This window comes from Okeania sp. SIO2F4, from assembly GCF_010672385.1.
Taxonomy (GTDB): domain Bacteria; phylum Cyanobacteriota; class Cyanobacteriia; order Cyanobacteriales; family Microcoleaceae; genus Trichodesmium.
Genome location: NZ_JAAHGT010000089.1, coordinates 1 through 17,668 on the forward strand (window position 1 = coordinate 1; position 17,668 = coordinate 17,668).

General features: G+C 35.9%; 13 protein-coding genes. 7 read left to right on the forward strand and 6 right to left on the reverse strand.

Annotation, left to right across the window (positions count from 1 at the left end):
- A partial coding sequence (locus tag F6K22_RS08465; RefSeq protein WP_293095798.1) for an RNA-directed DNA polymerase occupies window positions 1–2,298 on the reverse strand: 2,298 nt, incomplete at its 3' end.
- Window positions 2,299–2,367: 69 nt separating this feature from the next.
- Here F6K22_RS08465 and F6K22_RS08470 point away from each other — a divergent pair.
- Window positions 2,368–3,351: a DUF1848 domain-containing protein gene (locus F6K22_RS08470; protein WP_293095801.1), complete on the forward strand. Its 984-nt coding sequence runs from the start codon at window positions 2,368–2,370 to the stop codon at window positions 3,349–3,351.
- A 421-nt stretch (window positions 3,352–3,772) separates the two neighbouring features.
- Here F6K22_RS08470 and F6K22_RS08475 read toward each other — a convergent pair whose 3' ends face one another.
- The 4 genes from F6K22_RS08475 to tig form a co-directional block, all read right to left on the reverse strand.
- The gene (locus F6K22_RS08475) at window positions 3,773–4,027 is read right to left on the reverse strand and encodes a DUF6887 family protein (protein ID WP_293095804.1); all 255 of its coding nucleotides are present in this window, start codon (window positions 4,025–4,027) and stop codon (window positions 3,773–3,775) included.
- 398 nt (window positions 4,028–4,425) lie between these two features.
- Window positions 4,426–5,775 (reverse strand): ATP-dependent protease ATP-binding subunit ClpX, encoded by a 1,350-nt coding sequence (gene clpX / locus F6K22_RS08480; protein ID WP_293095807.1) that lies wholly within the window; start codon window positions 5,773–5,775, stop codon window positions 4,426–4,428.
- A gap of 910 nt (window positions 5,776–6,685) precedes the next feature.
- The gene (gene clpP / locus F6K22_RS08485; RefSeq protein ID WP_293095828.1) at window positions 6,686–7,354 is read right to left on the reverse strand and encodes an ATP-dependent Clp endopeptidase proteolytic subunit ClpP; all 669 of its coding nucleotides are present in this window, start codon (window positions 7,352–7,354) and stop codon (window positions 6,686–6,688) included.
- A gap of 116 nt (window positions 7,355–7,470) precedes the next feature.
- Window positions 7,471–8,934 (reverse strand): trigger factor, encoded by a 1,464-nt coding sequence (gene tig / locus F6K22_RS08490; RefSeq protein WP_293095810.1) that lies wholly within the window; start codon window positions 8,932–8,934, stop codon window positions 7,471–7,473.
- Between the two features lie 1,134 nt (window positions 8,935–10,068).
- On the opposite strand from tig, the gene F6K22_RS08495 reads away from it, so the two are divergent.
- The 3 genes from F6K22_RS08495 to F6K22_RS08505 all read left to right on the forward strand — a co-directional run bounded on the left by F6K22_RS08495 (window position 10,069) and on the right by F6K22_RS08505 (window position 14,443).
- Window positions 10,069–11,106: an aspartate-semialdehyde dehydrogenase gene (locus F6K22_RS08495; protein ID WP_293095813.1), complete on the forward strand. Its 1,038-nt coding sequence runs from the start codon at window positions 10,069–10,071 to the stop codon at window positions 11,104–11,106.
- Between the two features lie 439 nt (window positions 11,107–11,545).
- On the forward strand, window positions 11,546–12,454 hold the full coding sequence (dapA, locus tag F6K22_RS08500) for a 4-hydroxy-tetrahydrodipicolinate synthase (RefSeq protein WP_363273123.1): 909 nt from the start codon (window positions 11,546–11,548) through the stop codon (window positions 12,452–12,454).
- Between the two features lie 195 nt (window positions 12,455–12,649).
- Window positions 12,650–14,443 (forward strand): ribonuclease J, encoded by a 1,794-nt coding sequence (locus F6K22_RS08505; protein ID WP_293095816.1) that lies wholly within the window; start codon window positions 12,650–12,652, stop codon window positions 14,441–14,443.
- A 172-nt stretch (window positions 14,444–14,615) separates the two neighbouring features.
- On the opposite strand, the gene F6K22_RS08510 is transcribed toward F6K22_RS08505, so the two are convergent.
- Window positions 14,616–16,016, reverse strand: coding sequence for a helix-turn-helix domain-containing protein (locus F6K22_RS08510; RefSeq protein WP_293095819.1), 1,401 nt, complete (start codon window positions 16,014–16,016; stop codon window positions 14,616–14,618).
- 102 nt (window positions 16,017–16,118) lie between these two features.
- Here F6K22_RS08510 and F6K22_RS08515 point away from each other — a divergent pair, with 102 nt between their 5' ends.
- The 3 genes from F6K22_RS08515 to F6K22_RS08525 all read left to right on the forward strand — a co-directional run bounded on the left by F6K22_RS08515 (window position 16,119) and on the right by F6K22_RS08525 (window position 17,553).
- Window positions 16,119–16,502, forward strand: coding sequence for a hypothetical protein (locus tag F6K22_RS08515; protein WP_293095823.1), 384 nt, complete (start codon window positions 16,119–16,121; stop codon window positions 16,500–16,502).
- A 98-nt stretch (window positions 16,503–16,600) separates the two neighbouring features.
- Window positions 16,601–16,954, forward strand: a complete 354-nt coding sequence (locus F6K22_RS08520; RefSeq protein ID WP_293095834.1) for a type II toxin-antitoxin system VapC family toxin — start codon at window positions 16,601–16,603, stop codon at window positions 16,952–16,954.
- A gap of 371 nt (window positions 16,955–17,325) precedes the next feature.
- Window positions 17,326–17,553, forward strand: coding sequence for a hypothetical protein (locus tag F6K22_RS08525; protein WP_293095826.1), 228 nt, complete (start codon window positions 17,326–17,328; stop codon window positions 17,551–17,553).
- Window positions 17,554–17,668 lie beyond the last annotated feature (115 nt).

Here is a 17,668-nt window from a genome sequence, read left to right on the forward strand (position 1 = left end):
CCAGCTATCAAGAAATAATTTAATAAGCTCTTCTCGTAATATATTCTTTTTTTCAATCCAGTCAGAGTTACAGTTCTGAAAAACTATAGCCCAATTTTGAATCTCTTCATCATTAATATCATCAACTAATATTGGTAACTTTAATTCTGGTTTTTCCTTAAGTTCTGCCTTTCGTTTTCTTTCACTCCATAAATACCTATCTATTCTTCGACTTAATTCTGGCGCATCAATATAAATTTGAATAGAACGCAAACATTTTTGATATATTTTTATTAAATACCACCATTGATTATCATTATCTCTTTTACCTGCTTCAATAAACTCCTTACGATATCTATGGTTACAAATCCAGAGAGGATTAACTATTTCATTAAATTTATAATCCAGTTCATCTAACAATTTATTCTCTTCCAGAGTTTCTATAAACTCTGAGACATTATCATATCTTTCTGTTTTACTTTCATTAAGTTTCAATCCTAACTTTTCTAATTCCTTTGTTAGCACTTCTAAAACTTTTTCTACGTCATTTTTATTGGGAATAAAAAGTATAATATCATCAACATATCGAATTAATTTTACACCCCAGTCATTTTCTTTTGCTTGGATACGAAATTCAACATCAATTGGTGTTAAATAAAGATTTGCGTAAAACCCAGAGCCAATACTTCCCTGGGTAATACCTTTACCTATTTCATGGTCATCCAAATTTTTTGACAGTAGTATTTTTAATAACCAAAGTATCCGTTCACTTTGTGTTAACTCTTTTCCTAATTCAATCAGATCGTCTTGAATTATTCTTGTATAAAAAGATTCTATATCAACACAAATTATTACTCCATTCCGATTTTCTTCTTGCTTTGCTATCTTGCGTGCTTCTGCAAGAAAATCACGATATAAAGTAAACCAAGGGTTGTATAAATATTCTGTGTCACGATTAGATACTGAAACACGATAGGCATAACTATTTCCATGTAGTAAAGAAGCCTTTTTGCCAAATTTTTGAATAATTGCAGTTGATAGAATTTCTCCTTCTAATCTTGATAAACTTCTAGGGCGACTCTGAGATTCATTTTTAGGAAATTTATAATCTAGATTATCCTCTGAATTGACAACTTCTTTTATATAAACTTTTAAGTCCTGCTGTAATCTTTGCAGATTTTCATAAAGGTTTATTTCAAATAATCTATATTCAATTTCGTCAGGTAATGATTCTGATTTTAAATATTTTCTCGCTCTTACCCATGCCATTTCTAGATTTTTTAAATCAATTAATTTTTCCCAGTCTTTATCTTTCTTTAATTCGGCATTAGTAATAGTGGAAAAATTTACGTTAAATCCTTTATTGGATTCTTTTGAATATATTCTCTTACCTCTATCTCTCCAGTAACTATTCAGTGGATTCTCATAACCAATCTTACAATCAGATTCATTATATTGTTCTATAATATGACCACTTTCATCAAATACTAATTTAATTGAATCAGCTATTTTTATCACACTTAACGAATAATCTTTTGTACCTACCGTTATAATATGTAAGTTATCAATTTTTGCATCCTGAGCTAACCATTTATATGCACGCGCTTCATCAATTCCAAATTCATCTTTACTATCTATAATTTCATCTAAGGAAACACCTAATTCTTGTAAATTATTATAATTTTTTTGAAAAGAATCAAAACTTGCCTTAAAACCAGAAACAACATTTGATTGGAGAAGAATAGCATCAGATAAACAAGGTTTTTCCCACTGACTACACTGCTTATTAATAAAGCTTATAAGACTTACAGCTAGTTCTTGTAAGCTTTTTCCAGAAGTTGTATATGTTAATTTAATGTTTAATTTTTCAAGCAAATTTCTAACTTTTACCATCAATTGGTTGTATATTGTTAATGATTCATAATTTATATCTATTCCTATACACAAAATCTCTAGTGAATTTGTAAATTGTTCACTTTCTCGTAAACAAATAATTCTTTCTAAAAATGCTATAGTTGCTGCTCCTGCTCCACATCCAATATCAATTAAACATATATGCTGATTTGTATCTATCCAATCCAATAACTTTTCTGAAGTTATGATATTTTCTAGGGTGTAAATTACTTTAAAATAGTGTGCATGGAAAAAAACATTATATTGAGCAGCAGCACTTTTAAGTGTTTTTTCTGATAATAGTTTTCCTGCTTGTTGGTGTGAAATATTTTTGTAACCTAAAGCTTGTTGTTGTTTTGCCAACCACTCATGTACAGCACTATAAGCAGATGCAATATCAGGGTGAAAAGAAAAATAATCTGGCATTAGTTGATGTTTAATTCAATTAAAGATTATAATTAGGGAACTATAGATTTACCAAGTAAAATAACCCCAATGAAAATTATAAGTGCAAGTCGTAGAACCGACATACCAGCTTTCTACAGTAAATGGTTTATTAATCAAATTAAAGCAGGTTTTTGCCACAGACTTAACCCATATAACTATCAAGTTTATCCGGTCTCTTTACAACCAGAAGATTGTTTAGCCATAACATTTTGGACTCGTAATCCTCAGCCACTACTACCATACCTTGATTTTCTAACTAATCAAGGGTATGTATACTATTTCCATTTCAGCATTAATGGATATCCTAAAGCAATAGAAACAAATAACCCACCCCTTAAAAAATCAATAGAAACTTTTCAAAAGCTATCTCAAAAACTTTCACCCAATCAAATTCAATGGCGATATGACCCTATTTTACTTAGCGATATAACACCCTTTTCTTATCACTTAGAAAAATTTGAATTTCTCAGTCAACAACTAGAAAATTATACAAAACGTTGCTTTTTTTCTTTCGTTAATTTTTACGGTAAAACAGAACGTAATTTAGGTAAAGTTGCCGTAAAGAATAACATCAAATTTCAGCATCCTTCCCTAGAAGAAAAACAGCAACTTACCAAGCAACTCCGAGATATTGCTACAGCACGAGGAATTACATTATATTCCTGTTGTGATGATGCTTTAATAGGTGAAGGTGTTGAAAAAGCTCATTGTATTGATATGGATATTATCCAAATGTTGCGACCTAACTTTAAAACCCACCTGAAAGCAGCACCTACTAGAGAAGAATGTGGTTGTGTAGAGTCAGTTGATATTGGTATCTATGATACTTGTGGTTTTGGTTGTCAATATTGTTATGCGACTAACAGTAGAAATACTGCTTTAAAACGAATCAGAGAAAATAATTCTAATGATACCCTTTTATGGAGACCTCCAAAATTGAAACATATTGACCTTAATTTCAAACAGGAAAGTAAAAAACGGAAAAAATCTGTGGGTTCATCACCAGAATATATTCAGGGTAAACTTTTCTAAAAACAATTTTAAGTTGACTAAATTCACTTTAATCAATCTAATTTATACAATAACAATATTAGAATAAACATTCTACCGCACTTGTCAAACAAAGCAAAGTTAAATTTATACTTTGCCACTAAATCAGTTGGCGTTGGTGAATTATTGTATGATTTTTAGTAGTCAATAGTTAGTAGTTAGTAAGTAGATAGGTTTAATTATCCGCACAATAGCAATGAATATTCACGCGCAAAACTTTTTGATAACTTACTTATAAGCTCTTTTTCAGATTTTTGGTTTGAATCTTTATTAATGCCTACCTACTTACTCAGCAGTTACAACAACTTTTTTCCTTGGTATCAATCTTAGTCCGAACAGAATTTCATACCTTATTTCACCAATGCCAATCAGTTTTAACAATAACTTATCTCCAACATAATTTCTAAACTTGATTACTTTCCCATTTTTTCCTCAATATTTCTGCCATCTGCTGAACATCTTCCTCTGTTTGTGGAAACAGATACTTAGGACTACCAGCATTTCCTCGTTTAATCAACGCTTCTATAGCATCATCATCTTCTCGGTGAGCTAAAACATAAGACCTCAGTTGTTGGCGTGTCATTTTTTTTAAGTCAGGTTTAGTCATCATTAAATCTCCATTGACTTCTAACTTCAGCATTATATTGTGATTAATCAATGCAACTAATTTAATCTAAATCTGCATTCTGTGGAGCTACCAAAAAAAAATCCGCGACGAAAAGATATTTTACTTGCATCCGCAAAAAAATCATGGTAGTATGTAATTATTGGGTGTTGTTCGTACCTACGCATGATTTTTTATTCAACAAAAATATTCATAATTTCCTGGTGCGTAACGACAGCTAAAACTGAAGCTGTGAAAGGTATTTAGAAATCCTTCGTCACGCAGAATTTTATATGCGTCAACCCAGTAGGCATATAAGATTTTTATTCAAGTGCTGATTAGAAGCAAAACATAAACAGGACTTAGGCATTTTTTATTTCTAAACACTACATATCTGTAACGTTATAGTTTTTGAACCCTGTATATAGTGTCTCTGCCTAAGTCCCGATAAATTAAGCCGACTCAGGTTTTGGCAAAGACGAGGGATGCAACAACAACTCTGCAGTAGATCGCTTCTCCACCATTTCCTTAGTAATAGTACAACGACTCACATCTTTCCGTGAGGGTAACTCATACATCACATCCAACATCAACTCCTCAACAATACCCCGCAACGCTCGTGCTCCAGTCTTTCTCCTAAACGCTTCCTTGGCGATCGCCCGCACAGCTTCTTCCTCAAAATCTAACTGCACATTATCCATCCGTAATAACTTTTGATACTGCTTCACCAGAGCATTCTGAGGTTCCGTCAAAATTGCCATGAGAGTCTCCTCATCTAAAGGTTCAACCACCGCCACCATAGGTATTCGCCCAATCAACTCTGGAATCAAACCAAACTTAACCAAATCATTCGGTTCCATTTCCTTCATTAAATCTACAGTCTTTTTCTCCTTAACCTGATGACCCTCTCCACCCTGCTGAATAAACCCCATTGACTTTTTACCAATTCTCTGATCTACTATTTTCTCCAAACCAACAAAAGCCCCACCACAAATAAATAAAATGTTGCTAGTATCAATCTGAATACAATCTTGATAGGGATGCTTCCGACCACCTTGTGGAGGAACATTAGCCACAGTTCCCTCCAACATCTTTAACAAAGCTTGCTGTACACCCTCTCCAGAAACATCTCTTGTTATAGAAGGGTTCTCACTCTTACGAGCTATTTTATCAATCTCATCAATATATATAATTCCCCGTTGTGCTTCATCCACTTCTAAATCTGCCACTTGCAAAAGTCGCAACAGAATATTCTCCACATCCTCCCCAACATATCCAGCTTCCGTTAAAGTCGTCGCATCTGCTACAGCAAATGGCACATCCAATAATTCCGCCAAAGTTTGAGCCAACAACGTCTTACCACAACCAGTAGGCCCAATCAACAAAATATTAGACTTTTGTAATTCCACCTCATCTTGAGAGGACTTGCCACTTTTTTTAGCCTCTACAAAACTCAAACGTTTATAGTGGTTATAAACTGCCACAGACAAAACCTTCTTACCTTCCTCCTGACCAATAACATGAGCATCTAGATAATTCTTGATTTCCCTAGGCTTAGGTATTTGATTAACAGATAATTTCTTCCCAGCAGTACCACGTTTTTGGGATGGAGGTGCTGGACGTGGCATTGGTGGTTGTGCCCCTGTAGCATTGGAGTCAAAAAGCTCCTCATCTAAAATCTCATTGCACAACTCTACACATTCATCACATATATAAACACCAGGTCCAGCTATCAATTTCCGGACTTGTTCCTGAGACTTGCCACAAAATGAACATTTTAGATGGGAGTCGTATTTAGACATAACTGCCTCTTCTTAAATTGCAGGGACAGACTGCTTCATAAAACTTATACAATACATCACCAAAAGTGACAAATTGATGTTTACTTCCTGTTTCTATTGAGGCCGTCGGCGGTTACTCATCCACAGGCATTAACGGTCAAGCCAACCGCATTTCTTGAGTGCGTCTTGCTTTGTGCTCAAGGAGCGTTTCCGCAGGAAATGGATATTTCACCAATTAGCACTCGCTTTTTTTATTCTATACTGTGTTATTACGCAAACTGTCAACCAGGTGAAAGCTTTCCTGGGACACCTTGTAAAAATATAGACAATCCTATAAACGCCCTTCATCGGTGACTAAAAGCGATTTTCCGGCTCGCCTGTCCATAAGTCTACTGGCACACAAAGGTTAATGTTCTGCTCAAACAGATTGACTTGAGGATTCCCTCTGGAGTTTTCGTCATACGTGAAAAGTCGAGTGCCAAACCCTCGATAATTGTTACTAAAATCCTCTGGTCTTAGCACATGTATGTATTGACCTCATCCCGACGCTGCTCTACAAAACAGCATAGAGTTCCCAACCATCGCTGATTAGGGTTTTCTGCTGCCTCTTTCAGAGGAGCTGCGCTAACAATGCACCAGCCTCGAAGGTCAAGCCTCTTTCCGGTCTTACGGTCGCTCCTAAAGACTTGCCAGCGCCGCCAAAGGGGGTCTCCCCCATGAGCGACTGGCGCTGACAATGCTAGCCCAGCAGCCTTTAACTACAATAGCACACTATTGGAAAAACCGCATAATTAATTGGTTTTCCCATAAGACGCTCCCTTGCCAGGATAGCGCGGGTCTTCAACCAACGTTGAGATAATAACACATATTAATGGAGTAAAAACATAGACATTGTGTAGATATTTGTCTAAGATAGTCTATGTTTTCAGCTTTAGCAAGCAACAGGAAGACTCTTTCTGGTTATAACTTGGTCAATCAGACCATAACTTTTAGCCTCTTCTGCAGACATAAAGAAGTCGCGCTCTGTATCAATCTCTATTCTTTCTAGAGGTTGACCTGTATGTTCTGCTAACAATTCATTCAGCTTACGTTTATGATAGAGGATTTCCTGAGCTTGAATCTCAATATCTACAGCTTGACCCTGAGCACCACCTAGAGGCTGGTGAATCATAATTCTAGAACTAGGAAGGGACATTCTCTTACCTTTAGCCCCTCCAGATAGAAGAAAAGCGCCCATACTTGCAGCTAAACCATAACAAATTGTAACTACATCAGGTCGTACCTGTTGCATGGTGTCGTATATAGCCATTCCAGCAGTAACTGAGCCTCCAGGGGAGTTGATATATAGTTGTATATCTTTTTCTGGGTCTTCAGCATCCAGGAATAACATTTGGGCTGTGATGGTATTTGCCAAATTATCGTCTACTTGAGTTCCAAGAAAAATTATTCTTTCGCGAAGCAGTCGTGAGTAGAGGTCAAAAGCCCTCTCTCCCATCCCAGACTGTTCCACAACCATTGGTACAATATTACTAGGACCAGAGTAAACTTGTAACTTGTTATAACTACTAACTAAATTATCAGAATATTGGGATATAACCATCATACACTGGTTTATTTATCAATTTTATATTTTTGGCTCAGTATATTTCGAGCTAAATAATATTATGCCCTACCTTCACTAATCTTGGTAGTCCGGTTAACCGGACTATTTCAGATTTACTCTTCTTCTAACTGAGAATTTTCTACAGTAGCTACTTGCTCTGCCTCAACTTCTACAATAGTTTCACTAGCTTGAGCTATTTCTGAGTCTACCTGAGTTTCTACTTCTGTAGTTTCAGGTGTTTCTGACCCTGTATGTAAAGTTCCTTCAGGGACTAATTCTATAGTGCCATTTTCCTCCAATAATTTGATTGTTTTTTCTTTCAACAGGTCTTCAGTAACTACTTGTCTTAATCTATCTGGATCGACATCCTTTCCTTTGAGCTGTTCCATTACCTTGGCTGACTCTGCTGCTATTTCATCTTCGTCCACCGTAATAGACTCTTTTTTGGCCACTGTAGCTATAGCCAAATCTCTTCTCAACCGTTCAATTGCCTCTGGTCGCGATCGCTCTTGCATTTCCGGCAATTTATCACTGCTAAATAATTCTTTTACATCTATTCCATATTGGCTCAACTCCATGGCACTTTGAGCCAACATTTGTTGAACTTCATTTTTAATCAATGTTTCTGGAATTTCTACTTCTAAATGAGTCACCAGCTCATCTACAATAGCCTTTTCCTTATTTTGTTTTGTTTGTTCTTCTTTTTCTTTAGTGAATTTTTTTTCCAAGAACTCCCGTAATTCAGCTAGTGTTTCAAACTCACTAATTTCTTGAGCCAAATCATCATCTAATTCTGGTAATTCCTTTTCTTTAAGTTCTTTAACAGTCACAGTAAATACTGCTGGCTTACCTGCTAACTCTGTCTCACTATATTCTGAAGGAAACTGTGCAGAAATTTCCTTTGTTTCATCTGGCTTCATTCCCACTATTCCCTCAATAAAGCCAGGAATAAATTGTCCTTCTTTTAAATCCATTTGGAAATCTTGAGCCTTACCTCCCGGCACTTCTTTTGATTCTTCCCCCTCCGTTTCCGATGGAATTACACCTACAAAATCGACTATAGCTACATCTCCCAACTGAGCAGCTCTTCCTTCTACAGGAATTAATGTCCCCATTTGAGAGCGACGTTCTTCAAGAAACTCATCTACTTGGGCCTGGTCATACTTAGCTTCTTCCGCCTTAACCACTAATCCCTTATAATTCTCAACCTTGCCCTCTGGCTCTACATCTACCTTGGCCGAGAAAGCCATTTCTTTTCCTGGTTCAAAATCTTTTACCAACTCTTCAAACTGTGTCTTGAGTTCAAATTGGCCTATTGCATTGATTTGCTCTTGTTCCCTTGCTTTTTCCAAGCAATTATTGATTAAGTCATCTAAGGCCATTGCCTTGATATAATCTTTCCCCAGCCTTTGGATCAATATGTTTCTCGGTACTTTACCTTTTCTGAACCCAGGAATATTGGCTGAACGGAGATATTTTTGAATTATCTGCTCATAAGCATTCTTGGACATTTCTGGTGTAATCTCAATTTCTAGACCTATTTGGCTAGCTGGCAGTCTTTCCTGGGTAACTTTCATCGGCTGTTCTAATTTAGTTAGTATTATAGGTTATGATGCTCTTAAGGTATATATATAAATATTCCTTAGCTTGGGAAACTTGAGTATTCCCATAGTTTCTAACAGTTGTCTGTGTAGATTACTATATTATCCCTCTACCACCGTCAGTAGTAGCTTAACTTTAGGACTTTTTTAAGTTTATTGTTATTTACTGGTTGTTGTTAAACTAGAACTAAGTTGAGATTTTACATGGAACCAACATCAAATATTTTATATTAAAATATTTGCTTATGTAGCAATTGCTACATTTTTTGAGCTTCCGTGTCCTCAAGTTGTTACAACATAATAACCATATTTATCTAGGGGCTAAATTTATTAGTTAGACACATAGTGATTAATAATAACTTTTTTGTATATTAAATTTGTTTAATTGTCATTGTTTTAGTTTAACATTTACCTATCCTAAAATCTAATTCCTAGAATTAATATTATGATATATTAATGAATTTAGTATATTACTAAATAATGATAAATTATATATTATTAGATGAAATAATCAAAAAAAATGTATGCCTATAGATAAATACCTATAGGAATTATAATATTGCTGAGGTGAAAAAATATAGGTTTGAGAAAAAAGTAATTACTCGTAACATAAAAACAAAATCAAAACCAGTTTACCTCATAACTACGAAAAACCCTATAAAGAATGTTATCAAAATTTTAATTGTGTTAATATAATAGAGGTACAGTATAACTAGGTTAAGAAAAATAATCTTAATATTTTTTGTTCATTAAATAGTTTTGATACCATCTATAAGAACTGATTTATCAAGTAAATATTAAGAAGCTAAATTCCTTGCTATACTTAGGTTTAGTGAGTTATATTCGATTCCCCCCAAAATTCCTAAAAGCTAGGTAATATAAAACTTTTCCTGGGTCATGCTGCCCAAACAGCTAAGTTGAAAAATTAGCTCTAAAAATTAATCTATCTAATAGCATAATCTTGAAAAATATAATAAATATCCGTAAATCACTATAAAAAATAACAATTATAAAGAGGATTTATAAATCGGATTGAGGGGCATGAAAAAAGAATTGATTTAATAATAAATAATAGAAAAAAACAGATATTTGAAAAAGGAGGAAAATAATTTGTCAGATTCCTGTAAAGTAGCAATATTAGGAGCAACTGGTGCAGTAGGTACAGAGTTACTAGAGTTACTACAAACGAGAAACTTTCCAGTAACAGAATTAAAATTACTGGCATCAGAGCGTTCAGCAGGTAGTACCTTAAAATTTAAAGGACAAAACCTACAAGTAGAAGCTGTAACAGATGATTCATTTCAAGAAGTAGATTTAGTGCTAGCATCAGCAGGTGCATCTACATCAAAAGTATGGGCAAAGAAAGCAGTAGAGGCTGGAGCTATAGTTATTGATAATTCTAGTGCTTTCCGTATGGACCCCGAAGTGCCTCTTGTAGTCCCAGAAGTTAACCCAAAAGCAGCGGCTTTACATAAAGGTATAATCGCTAACCCTAACTGCACAACTATATTAATGAGTGTAGCAGTATGGCCATTACATCAAATCCAGCCAGTCCAAAGATTAGTAGTGGCCACTTATCAATCAGCAAGTGGGGCAGGAGCAAGGGCAATGGCAGAAATGAAAACCCAGGCCAAAGAAATTTTAGACGGAGAAGCTCCAACAACAGATATTTTTCCCTACCCATTAGCATTTAACTTGTTCCCACATAATTCTCAACTCAATGAGCAGGGATATTGTCAAGAAGAAATGAAAATGGTCAATGAAACACGAAAAATATTTGGCTATAACGAACTGAGAATTACAGCAACTTGTATCCGAGTACCGGTATTAAGGGCGCATTCAGAAGCAATTAATTTAGAATTTGCTCAACCATTTAGTGTAGTTAAGGCAAGGGAAATATTAAGTCAAGCACCGGGAGTGAAACTTGTAGAAAATTGGCAAGAAAATTATTTTCCCATGCCAATGGAAGCAAGTGGCAAAGATGATGTATTGGTGGGAAGAATTCGTCAAGATATTTCTCATCCTGGCGGATTAGAATTATGGTTAAGTGGAGACCAGATCAGAAAAGGAGCTGCTTTGAATGCAGTACAAATAGCTGAATTATTGGTAGCAAAAAATTGGTTGAGGACGCCAGTAGGAACATTTTAATTCAGTATGCTAAAAAGCCAAGAAAAAAGGTGGCGTAATTTAGTTCCTAAGACCGCGTATGATATGCAAGTATAAAGATAGAGGAATGCTGTTAGCTTGATGGTTGATTCCTGTGGAGGTCTTGATGCTGAGAGTGACTGTAGAAGCAGGAAGTAAACATTAAAATGTCATAACCAGTGAAGTTTTATATCAGTTTGAGGAAGCAGATGGATATAGGTAATTTAAGAATACAGTTAGACAAAAAGAAAAATTTTTGGCAGTACAAATTGTAAGGTGATATGAATCTAAAAAGATTAGGTCTATATAGCAGAAGTCAGAAGTCAGAAGTTAAATTCTGGCTGTGACTATATTTGAGAGGTGTGAGAATATCCTAACCGCCCTGGAGACTGCGATAATAATGACCTCAAAAATTAAGAAGACCTAGCAAATAAATCAAATAATGCCTAGAAGGAGTGGAAATAGTGTGGTAAACTTTGGTAGAGTTCTGACTGCAATGATTACACCGTTTAACCTAGACGGTAGTGTTAACTATGAAGAAGCAGAAAAGTTATCAATATGGTTGACAGAAAATGGAACAGATTCATTAGTAATATGTGGAACAACAGGTGAGTCTCCTAGTTTGACATGGGAAGAAGAATATCAGCTATTTCAGGTAGTTCAAAAAGCAGTAGCAGGAAAAGCTAAAGTAATAGCAGGTACTGGGTCAAACTCAACAAGAGAAGCGATCGCTGCTACCCAAAAAGCAGCTAAATTGGGCTTAGACGGTTCATTACAGGTGGTGCCATATTATAATAAACCACCACAGTCGGGACTTTATCACCATTTTCAAGCGATCGCCCAAGCTACTCCAGAATTACCAATTATGGTATATAATGTACCAGGACGTACAGGTAAAAATCTGGAGCCAGAAACTGTAGCAAGACTGGCGGAAATTCCAAATATTGTTGCTATTAAACAAGCAAGTGGTAATTTAGACCAAGCAAGTGAGATGAGAAACTTGAGTGCACCAGAGTTTAAGATTTATTCTGGGGATGATTCTCTCACCTTACCATTAATGGCTATTGGTGGCAGTGGGGTTGTCAGTGTAGCTAGTCACCTGGTAGGAAAGCAACTACAGGAGATGATAGTAGCATTTGAAACAGGGAAAGTACAGCGTGCTAAAGAAATTCATCTACAATTATTCAACTTATTTAGAGCGCTATTTGCCACAACTAATCCCATTCCTGTCAAAGCATCTCTAAATCTGTTAGGATGGAAAGTAGGTACTACTCGCCCTCCATTATGCGATCCACCAACAGAAGTCACTGAAAAATTATCAGCCGAAATGGGTAAACTAGGTTTATTATGAGTTACCTGAGATAGGCAAAAAAGTTTTTCTCACAACTAAATATTATCAACCTGAGCAATGATGATTTAATCCTTATTTGTATTACTAAAATCTTGTATATAAAAGGTTAGTTTTTCTAAATTTTAATGGGTATAAAATATCATTGATAATCGCTCAAAATGATACCAAGTAAACAACAGTAAAAATAGGATAATTATGATTAGAAAAAAATCACCCTCTGCTCTAAAAATTATTCCCCTAGGTGGGCTACATGAAATAGGTAAAAACACCTGTGTATTCGAGTATGATGACGAAATTATTCTACTTGATGCTGGATTAGCTTTTCCGACAGATGGAATGCACGGTGTAAATATAGTCCTACCAGATGTAACCTATCTGCATGAAAATCGTCATAAAATCAAAGGTATGATTGTCACCCATGGTCACGAAGATCATATTGGTGGCATACCTTTCCATTTGAAAAATGTAGAAATTCCAGTTATCTATGGACCTAGACTGGCGATCGCTCTACTCTACCATAAATTAGAGGAAGCAGGAGTCCAAAATCGCACAGAGTTGAAAACAGTTCGCCCTCGTGATGTTGTTAGGTTGGGTAAAAATTTTAGCGTTGAATATATTCGTAATACTCACTCAATGGCGGATAGCTTTACTGTAGCAATAACAACACCAGTAGGAGTAGTTATCCATACAGGTGACTTCAAAATTGACCATACTCCTGTAGATGGAGAAAAATTCGATCTGCAAAAGTTGGCAGAATATGGAGAAAAAGGAGTTCACTGCTTAATCAGTGACTCGACAAATTCAGAAGTACCTGGTTTCACTCCTTCAGAAAAGTCAGTTTATCCAAACTTAGACAGAGTGTTCTCCAACGCACCTGGACGCTTAATGGTGACAACTTTTGCCTCTAGCGTACATAGACTACAAATAGTTCTAGAACTAGCCAAAAAACATGGTAGGTTGGTAGCAGTAGTAGGGCGATCTATGCTTAATGTGATTGCTCATGCTCGCAATCTTGGTTATGTTAAATGTGAAGATAGTTTGTTTGTACCTCTGCATAGTGTCCGGAATATGCCTGATGAAAAACTATTGATTCTGACTACAGGTTCTCAAGGGGAACCAATGTCAGCACTCACTCGTATTTCTAAGGGGGAACATAGACAAATAAAAATTCGTAAAGGAGATACGGTAGTATTCTCGGCTAACCCCATTCCTGGCAATACGATCGCTGTTGTTAATACTATAGATAAACTAATGATGTTAGGCGCAAATGTTATCTATGGAAAGGATAAAGGTATTCATGTTTCTGGTCACGGTTGTCAGGAAGACCAAAAGTTAATGTTGGCGCTTACCCGTCCGAAATTCTTTATACCATTTCACGGAGAGCATAGGATGTTAGTAAAACACAGTCAAACTGCTCAAGGTATGGGAGTTCCTCCAGAAAATATGGTTGTGATTCAAAATGGAGATGTGGTAGAACTGACTCAAGACTCTATTCGTTTAGCAGATAAGGTATCTTCTGGTATTGAGTTGGTGGACTCTTCTCGTTCAGGTATGGTTGAAAACGAAATTCTCGAAGACCGACAAAAACTAGCAGAGGATGGTGTTGTTACTGTAGCATTAACAGTTAGTTTGGATGGTAAATTGATTGGTAAACCTCAGTTAAATTTGCGTGGTGTCGTGATTTCTGGCGAAAAAGCACAATTGCAAGAATTGGTTACTAAAACATTAGAAAAGAGCTTGATTAATTACTTGCCTGAATATACGAAGTTGAATGGTCATAACAATACTCAAGTTGATTGGTCTGGATTGCAAAATGAGCTTGAATGTGGTATTCAGCGAATGTTAAGACGAGAATTTCAAGGTCAACCGTTGTTGGTGTTCTTGATGCAAATTCCAGATGTAGAAGGTGGAGCAGAAGTTCAAAAAGAGATTACTGTGAAACCTGTGGGAAGACGGCGACGGCGATCGACTGCCAAGGTAGCATCTTGAGAAGTCAGAAGTCAGAAGTCAGAAGTCAGAAGTTAAAAGTTAACTTTTAACAGTAAGAAGTTTTAATAGAGAAGGAAAAATCTGTTGACCTTTTTTTTCAATGTTTAGTCCTTCTTCTTTCTTGGGTAGGGACGTTGTGTGCAAGGTCCCTACTATTTGAAACAAACGTTTATCATGTTTGCTCTAACAAATATTCTTTAAAAATTGGTTGAGCAGCAAATAGAGTTGAATTTTGCTCTTCAATTTTTTCCAGGAGCGATCGCTTCCCCAAAGACCTAATGGCATTTAACATATCGGAGGAGGAGCGATCGCTATTCTCCCGCAACCAAGATATGGAAACTGCTTCTTTTTGAGAGTTAATTTGTAATAAAATTTGCCTCTCCAATTCGGATAACCGACTTAAATGTTGTTCTAAGATAACGGTTAATTCTTCTCCTAAAAATAGAGGTTTGTATTGTAAATATTCTCTTACTCTACTTCCAAATGAATCTTTAATTACTGTTGCTGCAATTTTTAACCAGTGGGGGTTGCCTCCATAAATATCGATCAATTCAGACCATTTCTCTTCATCTAATAAACATTCTTTTTCTAAGATTTTATTGGCGGTTTTTCCCAAACTTTCTAGTTGCAAGCAGGAAATGGGGGCATTTTTATTTTTTAAATCGACAATTTCTAAGGGTAATTCCCAACTGTTGAAAATTAAACAGCTTTGATGGGATAATTCTGCGATGGTTTGAAAAAGGTTTCTATAATTTTCGTATCCCGGTTGATAATGACCGACTAATCTATTTTTTTCTAAGACTTGATGCAGGTCATTTAATATTATTAAACAGCGATTATTTCGCAGATATTCTATTAGTAAAGATAGCTGCTCTCCTTCCCTTTGGTTTTTGTGGTTTTGGTCAGTATTAGTATTAGAAAAAAATTGAATTAAAGATTTGAGGGTAGTTTCTAGAGTTGGCGCACCGCGAAGACTCCGCCAAATTATACAGTCGAATTTATCTTCAATTTCTGATAGTAACTGAAGGGCGATCGCTGTTTTTCCCATACCGCTCATTCCCAAAACTGCTATTAAGCGAGTACCTTCTTCAAGAAGCAAGTTTTTTAGAGTAGAGAGTTGCTGGTGGCGATCGCAACTATATTTTAGGTCTGGTGCTTCGGAGCGATCTATATGGGGTTTGTTGTTGTTTGGGGAAGGGGAGCGATCGCTCTGTTGCTGCTTGGGAACTTCTGATGGATGTGAGGGGTTTCCGCAGACGCTGACATCCCTGATGTGTACAATATCTCTACTGAGGAGTGAGAGATTCGAGACTTGCCACCTGTGGAACATTGAGCGCAAGTTTGATTTATTTATTTGTTCTCCATCCTCCAAACTTTGTGATAGTGTCTTCCATAATTGATAAGCGACCTTTCTAACATGAACCTCAGTACAATTATAGGACTTGGCAATATCCGAGTATTTTTCACGGTCCCAAGTGCCGCGCAAGATGGCCTTTTGGAGGTCGTCCAAGGGTTTTCCTGTGTGGGTCAAAACCTGCTGGTCTGCCCATGTTAATAATTCTTGGAAGTCCATGAGAATTGAGTGGGTCTTGCGGATTTGGTAGATAAGGTTACTTTATCCTACTTTTTGCTACTCTTTAGTTCCATTGGTAAAAATATTATCAAAAAAACTAATATGAATACATTTCAATTGCGTCAAAAAATCGAAAGTCAGCTCGATGAATTATCGCCAGAAAGATTTGCCCTGGTAAGCAACTTTATCGACTCCATCCAATCCGTAGAAAATATTGATTCATCTTCTTTAACTGAAGAACAAAAATCTCGATTGGAATGGCAAAAATTTATTGATGAAACTTATGGTTCTTTAGCTGATGAAAATTTAGAAAGACCACCCCAATTACTAGAAAATACTGATTCATTTTCTTTGCGCAAACTGCCCCCTATAAAGAGGGAAAAAACTGCTAAAGACTTACTAAAATTCGCCGGTACCTGGCAGGGTTACGACCTGGAAAGTTGTCTTTATTTTGCCCGTGAAACACTCTCCAAAACTCAGTTTTAATTTTCATGTCTTATCTGTTGGATACAAACCACTGTAGCTATATCATTAATGGCAATTCTTAAGTAATTGATGCTTTAAATACTCGTGCAAATGACAGTATTGGTATTAGTATAATCACTTACGCGGAACTCCTTTATATGACTGAAAAATCAGAAAAAGTCCTGGAAAATAGAAGGGTAGTAGAAGCTTTTTTGACCAGTGTAGATATCTATTTTATAGACGAAGAAACTGCCATAATTTATAGCCAACTCAAAGCGTCAATTTTCGCTGACTTTGCCCCAAAAGATAAAAATAAACGTCGTCGCACCAGTATGAGCAATTTAGGATTTAGCGACCATGACCTTTGGATAGTTGCCACAGTTATTCAACATGGATTAACTTTAGTTTCTGCCGACAATGATTTTCAACGAATTAGGGAAGTTCAGCCTTTTTCTTGGGAATCATGGAGCTAAAAGACGGTTTTTGTTATTAGTTAAATAATTTTAATGATGGTATTGCAGGTAAAATAAACTAACATAACAGGGAATGCGATCGCCTCAAATTAAAAGTAAAAAAATATCACAAAACCAGGTTTATTTTGCAGATTATAAACTTGGATAAAACAGGTTTTTCCTATTTTTCAAATAAATTGAAATAACCGTTTCCTAAAAAATAACTTTTTCCTACTTAGTAGGGTAAAACTCAACATAATAAATTACCTACTAAATCCAACTTTCGCCTACTGACAAAACCAAGTTTTATTAATAATAATGTTTATAACAAGGACGGGTAACCGCCCTGGTTGAGTTTAACAGAATCAAAACAATAGCGATAGGAACCTAAAATGATAGATCCATTTTCTTTAACAATAGCAGCAGTTGGCGCTGGTGGCACTTGGGTTGTTGCGTATGCTTGGGCAAGAGATGAAAAAAATATGTCTCATAGTGAAGCAGTAAAACACGCAAACAAAGTAACAGGAACAACTATGGGTGTCTTGGGTAGTTTTGCTGGAATGGTAACTGGTGTTGACAGTGCCATTCATAATGACTCTAATAATTCAACCAATAGCTAATAAGCAAGCAAAAATACTACAAGGTTGAGGCGATCGCTCTCTTACTTATCAAGAGCGATCTTTATTTTATTTAAGCAAATGAGAATTGGTATAACTTTTCTGAAAAATGATTTGC

Bases quoted from the DNA above. Each gene is read 5' to 3' on its own strand.
- F6K22_RS08470 (WP_293095801.1), top strand. From the start codon at position 2,368: ATGAAAATTATAAGTGCAAGTCGTAGAACCGACATACCAGCTTTCTAC.
- clpX (WP_293095807.1), bottom strand. From the start codon at position 5,775: ATGTCTAAATACGACTCCCATCTAAAATGTTCATTTTGTGGCAAGTCT.
- clpP (WP_293095828.1), bottom strand. From the start codon at position 7,354: ATGGTTATATCCCAATATTCTGATAATTTAGTTAGTAGTTATAACAAG.
- tig (WP_293095810.1), bottom strand. From the start codon at position 8,934: ATGAAAGTTACCCAGGAAAGACTGCCAGCTAGCCAAATAGGTCTAGAA.
- dapA (WP_363273123.1), top strand. From the start codon at position 11,546: ATGCCTAGAAGGAGTGGAAATAGTGTGGTAAACTTTGGTAGAGTTCTG.
- F6K22_RS08505 (WP_293095816.1), top strand. From the start codon at position 12,650: ATGATTAGAAAAAAATCACCCTCTGCTCTAAAAATTATTCCCCTAGGT.
- F6K22_RS08510 (WP_293095819.1), bottom strand. From the start codon at position 16,016: ATGGACTTCCAAGAATTATTAACATGGGCAGACCAGCAGGTTTTGACC.
- F6K22_RS08515 (WP_293095823.1), top strand. From the start codon at position 16,119: ATGAATACATTTCAATTGCGTCAAAAAATCGAAAGTCAGCTCGATGAA.
- F6K22_RS08525 (WP_293095826.1), top strand. From the start codon at position 17,326: ATGATAGATCCATTTTCTTTAACAATAGCAGCAGTTGGCGCTGGTGGC.